General features: G+C 61.0%; 14 protein-coding genes. 8 read left to right on the plus strand and 6 right to left on the minus strand.

The window, feature by feature from the left end:
• Window positions 1–127: 127 nt before the first annotated feature.
• The 3 genes from plsY to I2H38_RS03110 all read right to left on the minus strand — a co-directional run bounded on the left by plsY (window position 128) and on the right by I2H38_RS03110 (window position 4,112).
• A complete protein-coding gene (plsY, locus tag I2H38_RS03100) occupies window positions 128–751 on the minus strand; it encodes a glycerol-3-phosphate 1-O-acyltransferase PlsY (protein WP_196270319.1) in 624 nt (207 codons plus the stop codon).
• A 62-nt stretch (window positions 752–813) separates the two neighbouring features.
• Window positions 814–2,979 carry a peptidase domain-containing ABC transporter gene (locus tag I2H38_RS03105; protein WP_210324649.1) on the minus strand — a complete coding sequence of 722 codons (2,166 nt, stop codon included), beginning with the start codon at window positions 2,977–2,979 and terminating at the stop codon, window positions 814–816.
• Between the two features lie 2 nt (window positions 2,980–2,981).
• Window positions 2,982–4,112 (minus strand): HlyD family secretion protein, encoded by a 1,131-nt coding sequence (locus I2H38_RS03110; RefSeq protein WP_324617344.1) that lies wholly within the window; start codon window positions 4,110–4,112, stop codon window positions 2,982–2,984.
• Window positions 4,113–4,402: 290 nt separating this feature from the next.
• Here I2H38_RS03110 and I2H38_RS03115 point away from each other — a divergent pair, with 290 nt between their 5' ends.
• The 5 genes from I2H38_RS03115 (at window position 4,403) to I2H38_RS03135 (ending at window position 9,446) form a co-directional block, all read left to right on the plus strand.
• Window positions 4,403–4,699 carry a hypothetical protein gene (locus tag I2H38_RS03115; protein ID WP_196270322.1) on the plus strand — a complete coding sequence of 99 codons (297 nt, stop codon included), beginning with the start codon at window positions 4,403–4,405 and terminating at the stop codon, window positions 4,697–4,699.
• A 317-nt stretch (window positions 4,700–5,016) separates the two neighbouring features.
• Window positions 5,017–5,232 carry a hypothetical protein gene (locus I2H38_RS03120; RefSeq protein WP_196270323.1) on the plus strand — a complete coding sequence of 72 codons (216 nt, stop codon included), beginning with the start codon at window positions 5,017–5,019 and terminating at the stop codon, window positions 5,230–5,232.
• Between the two features lie 434 nt (window positions 5,233–5,666).
• A complete protein-coding gene (gene aspS, locus I2H38_RS03125; protein ID WP_196270324.1) occupies window positions 5,667–7,475 on the plus strand; it encodes an aspartate--tRNA ligase in 1,809 nt (602 codons plus the stop codon).
• A 10-nt stretch (window positions 7,476–7,485) separates the two neighbouring features.
• Entirely contained in the window at window positions 7,486–8,352 is an 867-nt protein-coding gene (locus tag I2H38_RS03130; RefSeq protein WP_196270325.1) for a glycosyltransferase family 2 protein, read from the plus strand.
• Entirely contained in the window at window positions 8,349–9,446 is a 1,098-nt protein-coding gene (locus tag I2H38_RS03135) for an acyltransferase family protein (protein ID WP_196270326.1), read from the plus strand. Before I2H38_RS03130 ends, I2H38_RS03135 begins: the two co-directional genes overlap by 4 nt.
• Here I2H38_RS03135 and I2H38_RS03140 read toward each other — a convergent pair.
• Entirely contained in the window at window positions 9,418–10,038 is a 621-nt protein-coding gene (locus I2H38_RS03140; protein ID WP_196270327.1) for a CatB-related O-acetyltransferase, read from the minus strand. The two genes, I2H38_RS03135 and I2H38_RS03140, sit on opposite strands and share 29 nt — an antisense overlap.
• Before the next feature lie 105 nt (window positions 10,039–10,143).
• Between I2H38_RS03140 and I2H38_RS03145 the strand changes: the two genes are divergently transcribed.
• Window positions 10,144–12,444, plus strand: coding sequence for an NADP-dependent malic enzyme (locus tag I2H38_RS03145; protein ID WP_196270328.1), 2,301 nt, complete (start codon window positions 10,144–10,146; stop codon window positions 12,442–12,444).
• Window positions 12,445–12,525: 81 nt separating this feature from the next.
• Here the strand turns inward: I2H38_RS03145 and I2H38_RS03150 are convergent, their stop codons facing one another.
• Both I2H38_RS03150 and erpA read right to left on the minus strand, forming a co-directional pair.
• Window positions 12,526–14,388, minus strand: a complete 1,863-nt coding sequence (locus I2H38_RS03150; RefSeq protein ID WP_196270329.1) for a hypothetical protein — start codon at window positions 14,386–14,388, stop codon at window positions 12,526–12,528.
• Window positions 14,389–14,477: 89 nt separating this feature from the next.
• A complete protein-coding gene (gene erpA / locus I2H38_RS03155) occupies window positions 14,478–14,804 on the minus strand; it encodes an iron-sulfur cluster insertion protein ErpA (RefSeq protein WP_196270330.1) in 327 nt (108 codons plus the stop codon).
• A gap of 94 nt (window positions 14,805–14,898) precedes the next feature.
• On the opposite strand from erpA, the gene I2H38_RS03160 reads away from it, so the two are divergent.
• Window positions 14,899–16,107 (plus strand): deoxyguanosinetriphosphate triphosphohydrolase, encoded by a 1,209-nt coding sequence (locus tag I2H38_RS03160; protein WP_196270331.1) that lies wholly within the window; start codon window positions 14,899–14,901, stop codon window positions 16,105–16,107.
• A gap of 48 nt (window positions 16,108–16,155) precedes the next feature.
• Window positions 16,156–17,916: an arginine--tRNA ligase gene (gene argS, locus I2H38_RS03165; RefSeq protein WP_196270332.1), complete on the plus strand. Its 1,761-nt coding sequence runs from the start codon at window positions 16,156–16,158 to the stop codon at window positions 17,914–17,916.
• Window positions 17,917–17,945 lie beyond the last annotated feature (29 nt).

Consider the following 17,945-nt stretch of genomic DNA (forward strand, 5'->3'; position numbering starts at 1 on the left):
AGCGATTCTCGACAGCAGCGAAGTGCGCTGCATTCATCCTATTGTCGAAGTCGTAGATACACGGGGCGACGGGGCAACCTAATTCCAAATTTTATGTTTTGACGACATGCTCAACGCCGCGAAAATATCAAAAAGTAAGTTTATTTTCTGTTCCTGAAAGCAGCCTTTTTATATTTTCCCTATGCTTAAAAATAACGATGAACGCCATCAGGAACGCAAAGATATGAAAATAAAAAGTATTTCCAAAAACAGGTATAAATGAAATAGCCACAAAAAATATTGTGGCACATATCGTGCCTAAAGAAACATAACGGGTTAATCTTACTATTATCAGGAAAATGCCAAGGCATATAAGGGCCATAACCCAGTTAAGCATAAACATTACAGCCGCCGCTGTAAGTGCTCCCTTGCCCCCTTTAAAGCCAAAATACACCGGCCAGTTATGCCCGATAACCGCTCCCGCGCCCGCTGCTAAAAGGCTTGCGCAAACTATAGTCTCTCCCGAATGAACATAGACGCCGATGCGCAATCCTATAATACAGGCAATTATCCCCTTCAAAATATCTCCCGCAAGAACAAACGCCGCAGCAGTCTTCCCAAGTACTCTCAGGGTATTGGTAAGTCCGGCGCTTTTGCTTCCGTGGCTGCTTAAGTCCTTGCCGTATATTTTCCCTGCAATCACTCCTGTATTAAGGCTGCCTAAAAGGTAACCCAAAGCAAATGCCGAAAATATCTTTAATATATCAATCATCAAGCTTCTCCCCCTGGGATTACTGCAATGCGACTGTGGCTTCGAGCTTATGAGTCTACAACCTAGATAGCTTCCAACGCCTCCGCCTTGCGAGGAAATTTGTCCTCCCGAGGGAGAGACCCGATTTCCCTCAGCTCGAAAACCGCCTTGTCTCGAAGCTCGACGATTCGGTCCGCTGCCCGAATCGTATCCGGGCGGTGGGCGATGACGATGCGGGTGATGTTGAGCTGGGAAAGAGCGCCATTGACCTCCCGCTCCTTGTTGATGTCGAGGCTCGACGTGCCCTCGTCCATGAACAGGATGCGGGGACGGCGATACAGCGCCCGCGCCAGGAGCACGCGCTGGCGCTGCCCCCCGGACAGGGCGATGCCCATGTCGCCGATCAACGTGTTGTAGTTCATGGGCATGGCCATGATCTCGTCGTCGATCCGCGCCATGCTCGCGCAGCGGCGCAGCCATTCCATGTCGAGATGCGCATCGAAGAAGCAGATATTCTCGGCAATCGTCCCTGAGAGCAGTTGGTCGTCCTGCATCACCACGCCGATCTTCGAGCGGAAGGCCTGGACGCCCATGTGATGCAGTGGAACGCCATCGATCAACACGCTCCCCGTCTTCGGCGCGAACAATCCGAGCATGACCTTGAGAAGGGTCGTCTTGCCGCCACCGGACGGGCCGGTGATGGCCACGAACTCGCCGGGCTCCACCTTGAAGTTCACCCCCGAAAGCACCTCGGGCTCAGTCTCAGAATAATTGTAGGAAATGTCCTCCAGCTCGATCGCGCCCTCGATCTGCGGCTCGATGAGTGCGCTCTGCTGATCGTACCCCGGCTCCTGCTTCGTCAGCGCGATATCGGATAAACGGGTCACGTACAGGTCCAGCATCCGGTATTCGATCGCCATCTCGATCAAGCCGGTCGCTTTGCTGAGGAACTGTTCCTTGTAGGACATGAAGGCGTAGAGCATGCCGACGGACAGATCGCCTGCGACGACGGCCCGGGCACCGAGATAGACGACAAGGACATTTTCCAAGCCGTAGAGCAGCTGGTTCGCCGTACTGAAGCCCAGAGACATACGGGCCTGCTTGATGCCTTTGTTGACAGTTGCTGCCCGCCGGTTCTGCCAGAGCGCTTCCCGGTCGGCCTCGCGTCCGAAAATCTTGATGCTTTGGATGGCGCGCGCCGTTTCGATGAAGGTCGTGCTTTCTTTGGCTCCGGCTTCGATGACCTCCTCCTGCGTCCGTCGGAACAGGTGATAGGAAGCGATCCTGAGCAGCGCATAGAGCGCGAGGGCCGCGAACACGACGAGTGACAGAATGGGGCTGTAAATGAGGATCATGGCCAGCGTCGCCACGGCCATGACACCATCGACGATGGCGCCGATCAGACCCTGCGTGATCAGACTTTGGATCGGTCCTGTTGCGCCGAAGCGCGACACGACATCGCCGATGTGTCGCTTCTCGAACCATTCCAGGGGCAGGCGCAGCAGGTGATGAAACAGATTGGCACTCATCTGGAAGCTGAGGGCGTTGCCCAAGAACATCAACACCTGCGAGCGCAGCCAGCTCGTGCCGACGTTGATGAGGAGCAACAAGGTAAAACCAATGGCGAGCGCGGTCAGAAGGCTGCGATCGCCTTTCATGACGGCATCGTCGACAACGAGCTGCATGTAGAAGGGGCTCGCCAGCGCGACGATCTGCAACACCGCCGAGAGCAGGAGAGCTTGGCCTAAGGCGCGCTTGATGCCCGTCAAGCGGCCCCATAGGGATGAGAGTGCGAGCTTCGAGACGTCCTTCTTCTTTTCGAAACTCGTCGTCGGCGTCAGCTCCAGGGCTATTCCCGTAAAGTGGTGTCCGACCTCGTCGAGGGTGTAAGTTCGCACGCCGGTGGCCGGATCGTGGATCGTGACGCGCCGCCCTTTCACTGTCTTGAGCACCACGAAATGGTTCATGTCCCAATGCAGGATGCAGGGCGTGGCGATGTCTTTGAGTTGCTCCGGTTCCAGGCGCAGCCCGCGTCCGGTCATCCCGAGGCGTCTCGCCATGGCGAGCACGTCCTTGAGAGTGGCGCCCCTGACCGAGGTCGAGAACTTGCGCCGGATGCTGATGAGATCAACTTCGCAGCCGTGATAGGTCGCAATCATCGCAAGGCAGGCGAGGCCGCATTCCGCGGCTTCGGATTGCAAGATCGTCGGCAGTCTGGGCGCGCCGAAAAAGTCGATTTTGTTCAACACGTTCACAGTCGCCCCCGGACACTGAGAAGAGGTTCGAAAAGCCATGCGACGAGTGATCGTGCTTGCAGCACGATGTCTGCCTGCACCGTCATGTCGGGCTGGAGCGCAACTTGGCGTCCAAAGGCGTCGATGGTCTGCCGGTCGAGGCGAACGATGACCCGGTAGGTCGGCTCCTTGAGCGGAACGCGTCCGAAAACCTCGCTGGGCGCAAGGATCGCTTGCGAGACCGCGTCGACCGTGCCGCTGTATGCTCCGAAGCGCTGGTAGGGAAAGGCGTCGATCATCAGCCGCACGCGCTGCCCGGGTTCAACGAAACCGATGGCGCGGCTGGGGACGAACAACTCCGCCTGCAATTCGTGCCCGTCCGGAATGACCGTCAGGAGAGGGCGATTGGCATCGACGATCTGACCGTCGCCGATTTGCAATGCCGTCACCCGCCCCCCGATGGGCGCGCGGACGACCTGAGCCCGCTGAGCCTCCACTTCGACGCGTTGACGCTCCCTGTCCGCCAGACCTAGACGCAGCTGCGATAGGCGCTCGCTTTGTTGCACGGGGAGCTGTTCTTTCTGCAGCTGTGCCTGTTCGAGATCCCGCTCGACGGAGGCCATTTGGCGATCCAGTTCGGCGACGCTTTGACGGTGTGCGAGAAGGATCCCCTCCTGGTCTTGCAGGGCAACCTTGGTTCCGCTCCCCTTTTGATAGAGCTGAAGCAAGGTCTGCCTGCGCTCCTCGGCTCCGTCGACACGTTCCGCCTGGAGACGCCGCTGAGCCGCGATTGCCTCTCGCTGAGCCCTTACGCTTTGGATTGCCGCTGCAAGACGAACGGTCTCATTGGCGACCCTGGCGGGATCGACAGCGATTTGTTCCTTGATGAGCTGAATCTGTGCATCGATGCTTTGAATGAGATTCGCGTGGAGCGAGCCGCCTCCTTCCAGTCCGTTCCGGACGCCGATCGTGAAAAGGGGCTGGCCGGCGGCGACTTGATCGCCCTCCTTCACCCGAAGACCGGTGACGACGCCTTCGCGTCCTGCAGAAACACGCACCACGCCATCGGTTGTGATGAGGGAGCCGGCCGCAGTCTCTTTGCGCGCGTATTCAGCGCTACTGATGAAGATGACAAGGGCCGTCGTCACCGCAACGAGAAAGCTTCCCAGCAGATGCCAGGAAATCGGCGCTATCGGAACGGATGCGGCCGAAACCTCAGCGGCGGTCGCTTCGGCAACCTGCGGACGAAAAAAGGGAAAATTCAAGCGCCCCAACTTCTGTTTATGTTTCGATATGTCGTTTCATAAAACCCGGCCCCTTGCAATTGAGATGCGCTCGAAGTGTGCGCGCTCACACACCGTCGGGTTGGTTAACATAACAATATTGCATTGCTTGGCGAAAATGTACGCCTGGCTGGTTTCCAAAATGGGGAAAAATAATGATTCAAGAGCTTCGTGACGAAGACCTGCACATCGTCTCAGGTGGGAAGGGGAAAGAGGACGCCGGAACCAAGGGCTCGCAAACCGGGCTGGATATGACTTGGGCCAATGCACCCGGCTACAGCTGTACGGGCCCGTTTCTTCCTTGTGGCTCTTCCGTTGAGGCCTGGATGGACTGGATGAAGACCTTCTGCCCTGGCGCAAGCGAGTGGAGCCAGGCGGACCTGCGAAAAGAAGCGATCGAAACGAAGAGAGACGTCGATAAGGTTCGGACCTGTCCCGTTCCGGTCTGCTAAGGAACTTCTCTTTTTTTAGAAAGCTTTGTGCTCATCAATTCACGCCCGGTATTCCATACCGGGCGTTCGGCGTTCCAGCTGTGGCGTCTCCGGGTTGGAAAAGCTGCTCCGAATGCGGCACGTGCCGCATGTCCTCGACCAAAGAATACCGCTAATTGCGCGTTGCCTCTCCGATTCAATCAGAGGGGCAATTGACGATCTCTCGAAAAAGCAATGCAATATCATTGCCATGATGGGCCGGAGCATCTGGTGTTCGCGGGCGGCCTTAAAGGAAGGTTGTCCCGGTCTTCGGCGACCTGTTCAGGAGGCAAGGTACAATGAGCACGAAAAGCGAGATGAAAATTGTCGAGCTTGAAGACACCGATCTGGCGTTTGCGGTTGGCGGCGCGAAGCCACAGGCGCAGATAGACGACGGCAGCCCTTGGCCTATGGATTATGGCTTTACGGGCGTTTGCACTTACGATCCCTGGCTTATGTGGTACTCCCACGGCGGCAATTCAGGCAACAGCAGCTACGACGCTACCAGGCCATAGCTTTTGCTTCAAAGTAAATGATGAGCTTAGCTTAGCTGTTTACTTGTTTTATCGGCGAGTTGGCATGGCAATTAAAGTGCCAACTTGCTTATGTTTGCCTTGGTTTATAATGAGCAAAGCTAGAAGTGCTTTTGTTGGGGGGCTGTCGGACCGGAATGCTTTTTGGTTGGCCGATAGGCGCCTCAATCTCGATTCCAGGCGAAGCACCATTTATTTCTGCTCAAGCCAAGTTAGCGCTTCCAGCTCTTGGCAACCCGACTAACGCATAGCCCTCGCTTTGACCCTCCAGCCATCCGGGACCAGCCCCAATTTCCGCCCTATGCGGGTGCGAGGGCGCGCTCGATCCTGCCTTGTGCCTTGACATCCCCCGGCTGCCATGAATGTTGCGCCAAACACTTAAACCCGAGCAGGCTCGTAGAATTATGTCCGCCCCCATGCACCGTTACCGCTCCCACACCTGCGGCGCGCTCCGCGAATCCGATGTCGGCCAGGTCACCCGCCTTTCCGGCTGGTGCCATCGCATCCGCGACCACGGCGGCGTGCTGTTCATTGACCTGCGCGACCATTACGGCATGACGCAATGCGTGATCGATCCGGATTCCCCGGCTTTCAAGCTGGCCGAGACCGTCCGCTCCGAATGGGTCGTGCGCGTGGACGGCAAGGTGCGCAAGCGTCCGGCGGGCACCGAGAACCCGGAACTGCCGACCGGGATGGTCGAAGTCTACATCACCGAGATGGAAGTGCTGGGCCCGGCGGCCGAGCTGCCGATGCCGGTGTTCGGCGACCAGGAATACCCGGAGGAGACCCGTCTCACCTACCGCTTCCTCGATCTGCGCCGCGAGAAGCTGCACAACAACATCATGAAGCGCGGCGCGATCATCGACGGCTTGCGCCGCCGCATGAAGGAAAGCGCGTTCTTCGAGTTCACGACGCCGATTCTGACGGCCTCGTCGCCGGAAGGCGCGCGCGACTTCCTGGTGCCGTCGCGCCTGCATGCGGGCAAGTTCTACGCGCTGCCGCAGGCTCCGCAGCAGTTCAAGCAGCTCATCATGATTTCGGGTTTCGATCGCTATTTCCAGATCGCGCCCTGCTTCCGCGACGAGGATCCGCGCGCCGACCGTCTGCCGGGCGAGTTCTACCAACTCGACGTGGAAATGAGCTTCGTCACGCAGGAAGACGTTTTCCGCACCATGGAGCCGGTGATCCGCGATACCTTCAAGGAATTCGCGGACGGCAAGCCGGTGACGGAAGTCTTCCCGCGCATTCCCTATTTCGAGGCGATGCTGAAATACGGCTCCGACAAGCCTGACCTGCGTAACCCGCTCGTCATCGTCGACGTGTCGGATGAGTTCGCGCGCGACGACGTGAGCTTCAACGCGTTCAAGAACGTCATCAAGGGCGGCGGTGTCGTGCGCGCCATTCCCGCGACCGGCGCTGCCTCGCAGCCGCGTTCGTTCTTCGATAAGCTCAACGACTGGGCCCGCACGGAAGGTGCGCCGGGCCTCGGTTATGTGGTGTTCGAGGAAGAGGGCGGCCAGATCATCGGCAAGGGCCCCATCGCCAAGTTCATCCCGGACGAGGTGCAGAAGCTCATTCGCGACAAGGCCGGCCTGAAGGCGGGCGACGCGGTGTTCTTCTCCGCCGGCAATGAGGACAAGGCCGCATCGCTCGCCGGCAAGGCGCGTGTCCGCATCGGCGACGAGCTAGGTCTTGGCGACAAGAACCAGTTCGCCCTCTGCTGGATCACCGACTTTCCGCAATACGAGTGGAACGAGGACGAGAAGAAGATCGACTTCTCGCACAACCCCTTCTCGATGGCCAACATGGACCACGACGCCTTCATGGCGCTGGACCTGTCGGACAAGGACAAGATCCTCAAGATCACCGCTCTGCAGTATGATATGGTCTGCAACGGCTACGAGCTGGCGTCGGGCTCGATCCGCAACCATCGTCCTGACCGGATGGTGAAGGCATTCGAAATCGCCGGCTATGGCGAGACGGAAGTCATGGAGCGGTTCGGCGGCATGTATCGCGCGTTCCAGTATGGCGCACCACCGCACGGCGGCATGGCGGCGGGCATCGACCGCATCGTGATGCTGCTCTGCGGCGCGATCAACCTGCGCGAGATCACGCTGTTCCCGATGAACCAGCGGGCCGAAGACCTGCTCCTCGGGGCCCCTTCCGACGTGACGCCCAAGCAGCTCCGTGAGCTGCATATCCGCCTGAACGTGCAGGAGAAGTGAGCTTAAAGCCATGCACTCGGTCACCGCCATCGTCGTCGCCTTCGACAGCGCGGAAGCGCTGCCGGAGTGCCTCGGCGCTTTGAGGGCGGAAGAGGTCGCGGTGATCGTCGTCGACAATGCGTCGGGCGACGACAGCGCGGCCGTTGCCGAGCGCCTCGGCGCACGCGTCATCCGCAATGCGCTGAATGAGGGCTACGGCCGGGCCAACAACATCGGTGCATGGGCGGCGGACAGCGAGTTCGTGCTCATCGTCAATCCGGATGTGGTGGTTCAACCCGGAACGGTGGCCGCCTTACTCGACGCGGCCGACCGCTATCCCGACGCCGCGCTGTTCGCGCCCAAGGTCGTCGAGCCGAACGGCCGCGTCTTCTATCAACCGCGCTCGCTATTGGCGGGTTATCTCGAAAATCCGACCGGCAAACTCGCCGTCCCTGCCGGTGAGGCCTGCGCGCCGTTCTTCTCCGGTGCGTGCTTCCTCGTCCGCCGAGAAGTCTTCCTGAAGCTCGGCGGGTTCGATGAAAGCATCTTCCTGTTCTATGAGGACGATGATCTCTGCCGCCGCATCACGGACAGCCAGGCGGCGCTCGTCTATGTACCTCAGGCGACAGTGCTTCATGGGCGCGGGCGCTCCAGCGCGCCCAAGCCCGGGCTGGTCTTCAAGTCGCGTTGGCATCAGGCGTGGTCGCGGGCCTATGTCAGCCACAAATACGGCCTCTATAGCCCGGCCGCCGGCATGTTCATCGTCAATGGATTGAAGACGCTGGGCGTCGCGCTTACCGGCCGGCGCGCGCTCATCGAGCGCTATGGCGGCTCGGCCGCCGGAGCCTTGGCATATATGCGCGGCAAGACGGCGCTCAAGCAGGAAGGGCTTTCATGAAAGCTCTGGCCTTCCTCACGCGCGCTCCGACCGTCTCCGCGGCCATGGGGCACAACCGCAACAACTTCGCCGTGCTTCGTCTGGCTCTCGCGGTCGCCGTCGTGCTCTCTCATGCCTTCAGCGTCACCACCGGCACGGTGACCGATGAGCCGCTCGCGACCTCGACCGGGTTTACGCTCGGCGAGCACGCGGTGAATGGCTTCTTCGCCATTTCCGGCTTCCTCGTCACCATGAGCTTCGACCGGCGCGGCTGGCGCGATTACGTGATCGCCCGGACATTGCGCATCGCGCCCGGTCTGATCGTCGCGACCCTCGCGGTGGCGCTCATCCTCGGCGGTGCGATGACGCATCTGCCGCTGCTCGACTACCTGCAAAGCCCAGACCTGCGCCGCTTCATCGGCGCGACGCTGACGAGCTTCAAGAGCAACATCGCCCTGCCGGGTGTGTTCGAGAACAACCCTTTCACTTTCCCGATGGGGACCGTCTGGACCCTCAAATATGAGGTCCTGTGCTATGTCGGCGTGCTGGCTCTCGGCCTCGTCGGCCTGTTGCGCTCCCGAGCCGCTGCGCTCGCGCTGGTGGTAGGCCTCGCCGTTGCGCTCATCGCGTTAAGCCTGTTTTGGCCCGATATGCCCAAGGGCGTCGAGACCACGCTTCGCCTGCCGTTGATCTTCGCCTTCGGCGGCGCGCTCTATGTGTGGCGCGACCGCGCCCGCTTGTCGGGGCCGCTCCTCGTGGCTCTCCTCGTGGCCACATGGCTCGCCGATGGGACATTCCTCTACAAGACGCTGCTTTTCGTCATGTCGGCCTATGGGGTGCTTTGGCTCGCACTCGCACCCTTGGTCACGCGCTGGTCGTACGAGCCCAAGGCGGATTTGTCCTACGGCACTTATCTCTATGGCTGGCCGATCCAGCAGAGTCTGCACGCGCTCCTGCCGGCGGCAGCACCCTTGGTTCTGCTCGCGCCCGCGCTGGTCATCACGCTTGCTGTCGCCGCAATCTCATGGGCGGCAATCGAGAAACCGGCCCTCGCCCTTAAGGCGAAGGCCCTGGGGCGGCGGACGCTCAGGACGATTGAGCCCGCAGCACCCTGACCGCCGCGATAAGCTCCCTGATCCGGTCGCTCTGCAAGAGCGGGATCAGCGTTGCGATCTTTTCACGCGGTAAGTCCCACCACTTGGCTTCGAGCAGGGCCTCGACGGTCGCCTCGTCGAAGCGCTTGCGGATGACTTTCGCCGGGTTGCCGCCGACGATGGCGTAGGGCGGCACGTTCTTCGTCACGACCGCATGGGCGGCGACGACGGCCCCGTGGCCGATGGTGATTCCGGAAAGGATGATCGCCCCCGACCCCAGCCACACGTCGTGCCCGATGGTCACGTCCCCACGCGAGGAATGGTAATCGTCGGTCTTGGGAGCCGAGGGCCACAGGTCGGGGAGGGCGGAGAAGGGATAGGTCGTGCCCCAATCCATTCGGTGATTGCCACCGAGCAGGATCTCGACCTTGTCGGCAAACGAGCAATAGCGCCCGATGGTGAGTTTCGTTCCTGACTCGGGGAAGCGCACCTTGGGCCGGCCGTAAGAGAATTCGCCAATGTCATAGCCGTAGCGCTCCGCCAATCGGGCGAGATGCAGCCGGGTCTGGTTGTGCGGGTTCTTCCAATTCTTCAGGCGGTGGCGCAGCCTCATGAGTCATTCTCCATCGCGGCACAAGAGCGTTGACGTAAGGGGGTAAGGCGCGCACAAGGACCGCAGACGAAAGAACAACGGCGATTGGTGCAAGGAGCGTTAGGGATGGGTGACAACATCTCGCAGGATCTGAAATCGGGAGCGATCTTCTACCACCGCTACCCACGCCCCGGAAAGCTCGAGATCCAGCCCACGAAGCCCCTTGGTAACCAGCGCGACCTGGCGCTGGCTTATTCGCCGGGTGTGGCCGCCCCATGCGAGGCGATTGCCGCCGATCCGTCGGAAGCGGCGAACCTCACCTCCCGCCAGAACCTCGTGGCCGTCATTTCCAACGGCACGGCGGTTTTGGGCCTTGGCGATATCGGTCCGCTCGCCTCCAAGCCCGTGATGGAGGGCAAGGCGGTCCTGTTCAAAAAATTCTCCGGCATCGACGTCTTCGACATCGAAGTGGCGGAAAAGAACGTCGATAAACTCGTCGAGGTCATCGCCGCTCTTGAGCCGACCTTCGGCGGCATCAATCTCGAAGACATCAAGGCTCCCGAATGCTTCGAGGTCGAGGAGCGCCTGAAGGCCCGCATGGGCATTCCGGTCTTCCACGACGATCAGCACGGCACCGCGATCATCGTGGGCGCAGCCGTCACCAATGCCCTTGAGCTCGCCGGCAAGAAGATCGGCGATGTGAAGATCGTCACCTCCGGCGCGGGCGCTGCAGCACTCGCCTGCCTCAACCTGCTGGTGTCGCTCGGCGCGAAGCGCGAGAACATCTGGGTCACGGATATCGAAGGCGTCGTCTATGAGGGCCGCGAGGCGCTGATGGACCGGTGGAAATTGATCTATGCGCAAAAGACCGATGCCCGGACGCTGGCTGACATCATCACCGATGCGGATGTCTTCCTCGGCGTTTCCGCCGGCGGCGTCCTGAAGCCCGAATTGCTGGCCAAAATGGCTCCGCGCCCACTCATCATGGCGCTGGCGAACCCCTATCCGGAAATCATGCCGGAAGAGGCGGAGGCCGCGCGGCCCGACGCGATGATCTGCACGGGACGCTCGGATTACCCGAACCAGGTCAACAACGTCCTGTGCTTCCCCTACATCTTCCGCGGCGCGCTCGATGTGGCGGCGACGACCATCAACGAGGCGATGAAGGCAGCCGCCGTGAAGGCCATCGCCGGCCTGGCGCGGGAAGCTCCGTCCGAGGTCGTGGCGCGCGCCTATGGCGGCGAGGCTCACCCCTTTGGTCGCAAGTCCCTGATTCCGAGCCCGTTCGACCCACGCCTGATTCTGCGCATCGCTCCGGCTGTCGCGAAGGCAGCGATGGATTCCGGCGTGGCGACGAGGCCGCTGGAGGATCTGGAGGCCTATACGGATTCGCTCGCGCGCTTCGTCTTCCGCTCCGGCTTCATCATGAAGCCGCTCTTCTCCAAGGCGAAGGCCGATCCGAAACGGGTCATTTACGCCGAGGGTGAGGATGAGCGCGTGCTGCGCGCCGTGCAAGTGATCGTCGAGGAAGGCATCGCCAAGCCGATCCTGATCGGACGTCCGAACGTGGTCGAGGCGCGCATCAAGCGCTTCGGCCTGTCCATGGAAATCGGGCGGCATTTCGAGCTGGTAAACCCGGAAGACGATCCGCGCTACCGCGACTACGTTGCCTCTTATGTGGAAGCGGCCGGTCGCAAGGGCATTACGCCGGATGCGGCGAAAACCCTTGTCCGCACCAACACCACTGTCATCGGTGCGTTGGCGCTCAAGCGCGGGGATGCGGATGCGCTGGTCTGCGGCCTGGAAGGACGCTTCCAGTCCCGCCTCAAGCACATCAAGGACATCATCGGCTTCGCACCAGGCGTTCATGAGCTGGCGGCCCTGTCCCTCGTCATCACGTCGAAGGGGGCGTATTTCTTGGCGGACACCCATGTCCAGCCAGATCCGGACTCGCAGGCCATCGCCGATATGACTATCGCCTGCGCCAGCCACGTCCGGCGTTTCGGCATCGAGCCGAAGATCGCACTGCTCTCGCATGCGGATTTCGGCGCGGCGGATACCCGCTCCGCTATCAAGATGCGCGACGCCCTGGCGCTCATCCGTGAGCGCGCACCCGAGCTCGAGGTCGACGGCGAAATGCAGGCGGATGCGGCGCTGTCGGAAATGATCCGCGAGCGGGTCTATCCGGCCTCGCGCCTCAAGGGCGAGGCGAACGTGCTGATCATGCCGAACCTGGACGCGGCCAACATCGCCTTCCAGTTCACGAAGATCCTCGCGGATTCGTTGCCCGTCGGTCCCATCCTCATCGGTCCGGCGAAGCCCGCGCACATCCTCACCCCGTCCGTGACGGCCCGCGGCATCGTCAACATCACCGCGATCGCGGTGGTCGAGGCGCAGGCAGTGGAGCAGGAGCAGTGCACAGTCTAAGTTTACCCGCTCAGAGGCGTCATTCCGGGCTCGCTTCGCGCCCCGGAATGACGCGCCTGCGGTGCCGGGGCAGCCTTGGCTTTACTCCGCCTTCGCGATGACATTCACCTGCTCGAAGGCGTCCGCTGGTTCGGGCATCGCGATAATGTCGGCCAAGCCGAGACCGCTGGGGTCCTTTGATGTCGCATGGATCGTCAACCGTCCGGGCTTGGCGACGAAGCGGGCAATCGCCCGGGTGACGACTTTAGCCTGATCCGAGCTCCCGATGATGGAGGGAAGGGCGAGCGCTGCGGCTGTGCCATAGGTGGCGCGCAGTGCGTCTGGCTTGGTCTTCTGCTCCTTGGCGGCTTTCGCCAGATAGCGCTCGAACAGCCCCTTGTTCTCGATTGTAATATCGAGCGATTTTGCTTTCGCCCCGATGAGTGCGACCGAGGCGATGGCAATGTCTGAATCAAAGATATCCTTCGTCATCCCGCCGAATACGCCGGTCAGGGAAACGCTGCCCATGTCCTGCCCCCGCAACGAATATTCGCGGATGCTCAGCTCTTCGGTCGCGCCATTCCAGAGCGCCGAGAGAAGGAAGGATAGGTCCAGGTTCTTGTAGCCGAGGGCGATGAGATCGCTGATACCCTCTTCCTTGCTGCTCGATGGCAGGGCCATGGTGAGGTTCTGCAGTCCGAGCTTGATGTTGGTCGGGACGCCATTGAACGGCTTGTCGGCGGTCAGCTCGAAATCCTTGAACCCGAGTTTCACCCGTTCGGATTTCTTGCCCTTTTCCGCGGGGACATCGATATCCACGCCCGAAATGTGCATCGTGCCCCAGGTCGGGATCATGGCGCGTATTGTCGTGGCATCCGGGTCTTTGAGCGCCTTCACGTCGAACTTCTTGAGGGTCTCGAACATCGCGGCGAAGGAGAAGCCGGTCAGGCTGATCGTCTCGATCTTGACGCTTCCATCCTTGTCGGCGAACTCACTCCCTTCAAGGCGCGCATCCGCCGGCTGAGAGCTGGTGGCGCTTGTATAGGCCACCCGATTGAAGCGGGCAGTCAAATCGGCGTCTTTCGCCTTTGATCCGCCTTTCACCACGATGCCGGTCGCCTCCGCTTGACCGAAATCGAACGCGCTCAACAGGTCGGCGACGGTTCTGATCAGCCGCACTTGATCTTCGGAAGGAAGGTCGTCCTTGTCGCCCAGTTGGGTGATGAGAGCGATGTTGTCGGCCCAGGAATCCTTGGTCGGCCGTGCCATGAAGTCCCGGCCGCTGATGCGGGCGACCCGGACATTCGTGCCTTCGCCGTCGATCAGGTCGATGTTTTCAGCGGCGAAAGCACCGTGAATTTTGTTCAGCGGGCCGGATGCCGCCTCCGCCCTGGTTTCGAAGAGCTTCGCGTAAGCGGGCATGTCGAGGTCGCTGATCGACAATCGGCCATAGCTGATGACGAGTTTCGTCTTCGCGCTGGTCGATTCCACCCCCGTCGTGTCCGCCGTTGCCGTTGCAATTCGGCCGCCCACGACATCCTTGAGGACCACGTTCTTATAGGTCGCGACCTGGGATTCCGCGCCTAACTTCTGTTTCATCCGCAACTCGGGAAGCGTGATCTGCTTGGCGCCGATGCGGCTCAGGCGGCTCGAGACGGGTTCGGTGGAGGTTGACGAAAAGAGGGCTTCAACATCCGTACGCGAAGAGGTGACGCCCGACAGATCGATGCGCTTGGCCTCGTAGGTGGCAGCCCCGATGGCGAAGCTGACGTTTTCCAGGCTGACCGTGTCCGTGGCCTGGGCCCAGGCCGCGCTCCACAAGGGAACCCTGACGGCTCCGACCGCGATGCGCTGGCTGCCGCTTTCGAAGGCAAGATCCCGCATGACAGCGGGCTCGAACTGCAGCGCGGCAGAGCCCGCAATCAACGCCAATGCGCAGATGCCAGAACGATGAAGAAGCCGCATTACATTCCCCCGAAGCCGGCACAAAGGCCTGATGCCTCATATCCTGACGCAAAGGAAATCGGGAGAGGGACCGAGAATAAAAACCGAAACTAAAGCGAAAACGACGTGCCGCAGCCGCAGGAGGCGATGGCGTGGGGGTTCTCGATCTTGAAAGACTGCCCGATCAGGTCATCCACGAAATCGATCACGGAGCCGTCCATATACTGGATCGAGACTTGATCCACGAGGACTGCCGCGCCGTCCCGCTCGATGACGAGATCGTCGTCCTGCCGCGCCCGGTCCACGTCGAAGGCGTATTGGAAGCCCGAACAGCCGCCTCCATTGACGCTGATTCTGAGCATCGAGCCCGTCGGCTCCGAGGCCATGATCTCGTTGATGCGGCGGGCGGCACGTTCAGTCAGGGTGATTTCGGACATTCCTGTATCCACTCGACGACAAGACGTTATCTTGGACAAGCTCTTAAGAGCAAGGTAAGTGCCCGCTGACAAGCCTTCAACCCGAGGATAACCCGTGCGGCCTTTTGGCGAACGATGGCGAGCCCCCTATGCCTGCGATCCAGGCTCAAGCCGGGGACGGCTTTATCCCGAGGCGATCTCCCCGACCCGGAGCGAATTTCAGCGCGACCGGGACCGGATCATCCATTCCTCGGCCTTCCGGCGGCTCAAGCACAAGACTCAGGTTTTCGTCTATCACGAGGGCGATCATTTCCGCACACGGCTGACCCATACCATCGAAGTCAGCCAGATCGCCCGCGCTCTCGCCCGCTCGCTGGGTCTCGACGAAGATCTGGCGGAGGCGCTGGCCCTGTCACACGATCTGGGCCACACGCCCTTTGGCCACACCGGCGAGGACACCCTCGACGAATGCATGCGGGCGTTTGGCGGGTTCGACCACAACGCCCAGGCGCTTCGGGTCGTCACCCGCCTGGAGCGGCGCTACGCGGATTATGATGGGCTCAACCTGACCTGGGAAACCCTGGAGGGTCTGGTCAAGCATAACGGCCCGCTTCTCGACGCCGAGGGCAGGCCGATGCCGCGCTATGCCGAGCGAGGTGTTCCGTTGGCAATTCTGGAATACAACACCCTGCAGGATCTCGAACTGGCGACCTATGCCAGCGCCGAGGCCCAAGCGGCGGCGATTGCGGACGATATTGCTTACGACGCTCACGACATCGATGACGGCCTCCGGGCCGGGCTGTTCCGGATCGAGGACCTGCGCGAGGTTCCGTTCCTTGAGGCGCTGCTGCGAGAAATCGACGAGCGCTACCCGGGGCTTGACCTGTCTCGGCGCATCCACGAACTGACCCGCCGGGTCATCACCCGCTTCGTGGAGGATGTGGTGGCGGAAAGCGACCGCAGGCTCGCGGCCCTCGCGCCCGCTTCCGCCGCCGATATCCGTCATGCGAGGGAGACGACGATCTGTTTTTCACCGGCGACGCGGGAGGCGGAGGCGGCGCTCAAGCGGTTCCTCTATGTCCACATGTATCGCCACCCCAAGGTGATGGAGGTTCGGCGGCAGGCGGACGACGTGCTGCGCGACCTTTTCCGGCGGTTCAAGGCCGATCCTCTGGCAATGCCGGAAGAGTGGCGGGCGGACCTCCCAACGGACGACGAAACCCGTCTCGCGCGCCGCGTGGCGGACTATATCGCCGGCATGACGGACCGTTACGCGATCCTTGAACACCGACGGCTGTTTGACGTAACCCCCGACTTGCGTTAGGCGCGCCAAAGATTTTAAGGGCTAGTTGCCCCATCGAGATAAAGTACCATGAACATTTTCGCGTTGTTTGAGAAGCGGGTGGCGGATGCGCTTGGCCGTCTGGCCGAGGCAGGCAAGATACCATCGGGGCTCGATGCGAGCCGCGTGGTCGTCGAGCCGCCGCGCGATCCGTCCCATGGCGATCTCGCCACGAACGCCGCCATGGTGCTGGCCAAGGAAGCGCGCATGAACCCGCGTGCTCTGGCTGATCTTCTCGTCGCCGATCTCCAGAACGACCCGCGCGTCATCAAGGTGGATGTGGCCGGACCCGGCTTCATCAACCTTCGGCTCGCGCCTGAAGTTCTGCATGAGGTGCTGCGCGCCGCCGTCATCGACAGCGAAGGCTTTGGCCGGAGCGGGCAGGGGGCGGGCACGCCCGTCAACGTGGAGTTCGTCTCCGCCAATCCGACCGGGCCGATGCATGTGGGCCATGGCCGTGGCGCTGTGTTTGGCGATGCGCTCTCCGCATTGCTCGCCTTCGCGGGCTACAAGGTAGCGCGCGAATACTACATCAACGATGCGGGCGCGCAGGTCGATGTTCTCGCCCGTTCCGCCTTCCTCCGCTACAAGGAGGCCCTGGGCCAGGAAATCGGAGCGATTCCGGAGGGGCTCTATCCGGGCGATTACCTCAAGCCGGTCGGCGAGCGTCTCGCGCGCGATCACGGCCCGAGCCTTCTCGACAAGCCGGAAGCCGAATGGCTGCCATTCGTCCGCGATCTCTCTATCGACATGATGATGGACATGATCCGCACGGATCTCGCGGCGCTGAACATCCACCACGACGTGTTCTTCTCGGAGCGTTCCCTGCAGGAAGGGGATGGCGGTGAGGTCGCGAAGACCATCGCCGAGATGAAAGCGCGCGACCTTGTCTATATGGGCCGTCTGCCGCCCCCCAAGGGCCAGAAGGACGATGATTGGGAGGATCGTGAGCAACTCCTCTTCCGCGCCACCGCCTTCGGTGACGAAGTCGATCGTCCGCTCCTGAAGTCGGATGGTTCCTTCACCTATTTCGCCTCCGACATCGCCTATCACCGCTCCAAGTTCGAGCGCGGCTTCGCCACCATGATCGACGTCTGGGGCGCGGATCACGGCGGCTACGTGAAGCGGATGCAGGCGGCGGTGAAGGCTGTCACCGGCAACAAGGGCGATCTCGATGTAAAGCTCTGCCAGCTTGTCAAACTTCTGCGCGGCGGAGAGCCGGTGAAGATGTCCAAGCGAGCCGGCGACTTTGTGACGCTGAGGGATGTTGTGGATGAAGTGGGCCGGGATGCGGTCCGATTCATGATGATTTTCCGGAAAAATGACGCCACCCTGGACTTCGATCTGGCCAAGGTCGTGGAGCAGTCCAAGGACAATCCGGTCTTCTATGTGCAGTATGCCCATGCCCGTTGCGCATCGGTTTTCCGGCAGGCAGGAGAGGCTTTCCCTGACGCGAAGTTCTCGCCGGAAGAACTTGAAAAGGCGGATCTTTCCGTTCTCAGCGACGAGGCCGAAACTGACCTGATTCATCGGATCGCACAGTTCCCGCGTATGGTGGAATCCGCCGCCGAGGCCCATGAGCCGCACCGGGTCGCGTTCTACCTCTACGACCTCGCGAGCGCGTTCCATTCTCTGTGGAACAAGGGCAAAGACTTGCCGCAATTACGTTTTGTTAATCAAACTAATAAAGATTCAACTCAAGCGAGGCTCGCTCTCGTGCATGCCCTTAAGGGCGTGCTCGCTTCTGGCCTCACAATTCTGGGCGTCACAGCACCCGACGAAATGCGCTAGCGTTTTGAAGCGGATCAACCGCTTCCAAG

It is taken from the genome of Microvirga alba, assembly GCF_015694465.1.
Taxonomy (GTDB): Bacteria; Pseudomonadota; Alphaproteobacteria; order Rhizobiales; family Beijerinckiaceae; genus Microvirga; species Microvirga alba.

Coding starts and splice junctions, on each gene's coding strand:
- aspS (WP_196270324.1), top strand. CDS start 5,667: ATGCACCGTTACCGCTCCCACACCTGCGGCGCGCTCCGCGAATCCGAT.
- I2H38_RS03135 (WP_196270326.1), top strand. CDS start 8,349: ATGAAAGCTCTGGCCTTCCTCACGCGCGCTCCGACCGTCTCCGCGGCC.
- I2H38_RS03140 (WP_196270327.1), bottom strand. CDS start 10,038: ATGAGGCTGCGCCACCGCCTGAAGAATTGGAAGAACCCGCACAACCAG.
- I2H38_RS03130 (WP_196270325.1), top strand. CDS start 7,486: ATGCACTCGGTCACCGCCATCGTCGTCGCCTTCGACAGCGCGGAAGCG.
- I2H38_RS03120 (WP_196270323.1), top strand. CDS start 5,017: ATGAGCACGAAAAGCGAGATGAAAATTGTCGAGCTTGAAGACACCGAT.
- argS (WP_196270332.1), top strand. CDS start 16,156: ATGAACATTTTCGCGTTGTTTGAGAAGCGGGTGGCGGATGCGCTTGGC.
- erpA (WP_196270330.1), bottom strand. CDS start 14,804: ATGTCCGAAATCACCCTGACTGAACGTGCCGCCCGCCGCATCAACGAG.
- plsY (WP_196270319.1), bottom strand. CDS start 751: ATGATTGATATATTAAAGATATTTTCGGCATTTGCTTTGGGTTACCTT.
- I2H38_RS03150 (WP_196270329.1), bottom strand. CDS start 14,388: ATGCGGCTTCTTCATCGTTCTGGCATCTGCGCATTGGCGTTGATTGCG.
- I2H38_RS03145 (WP_196270328.1), top strand. CDS start 10,144: ATGGGTGACAACATCTCGCAGGATCTGAAATCGGGAGCGATCTTCTAC.
- I2H38_RS03115 (WP_196270322.1), top strand. CDS start 4,403: ATGATTCAAGAGCTTCGTGACGAAGACCTGCACATCGTCTCAGGTGGG.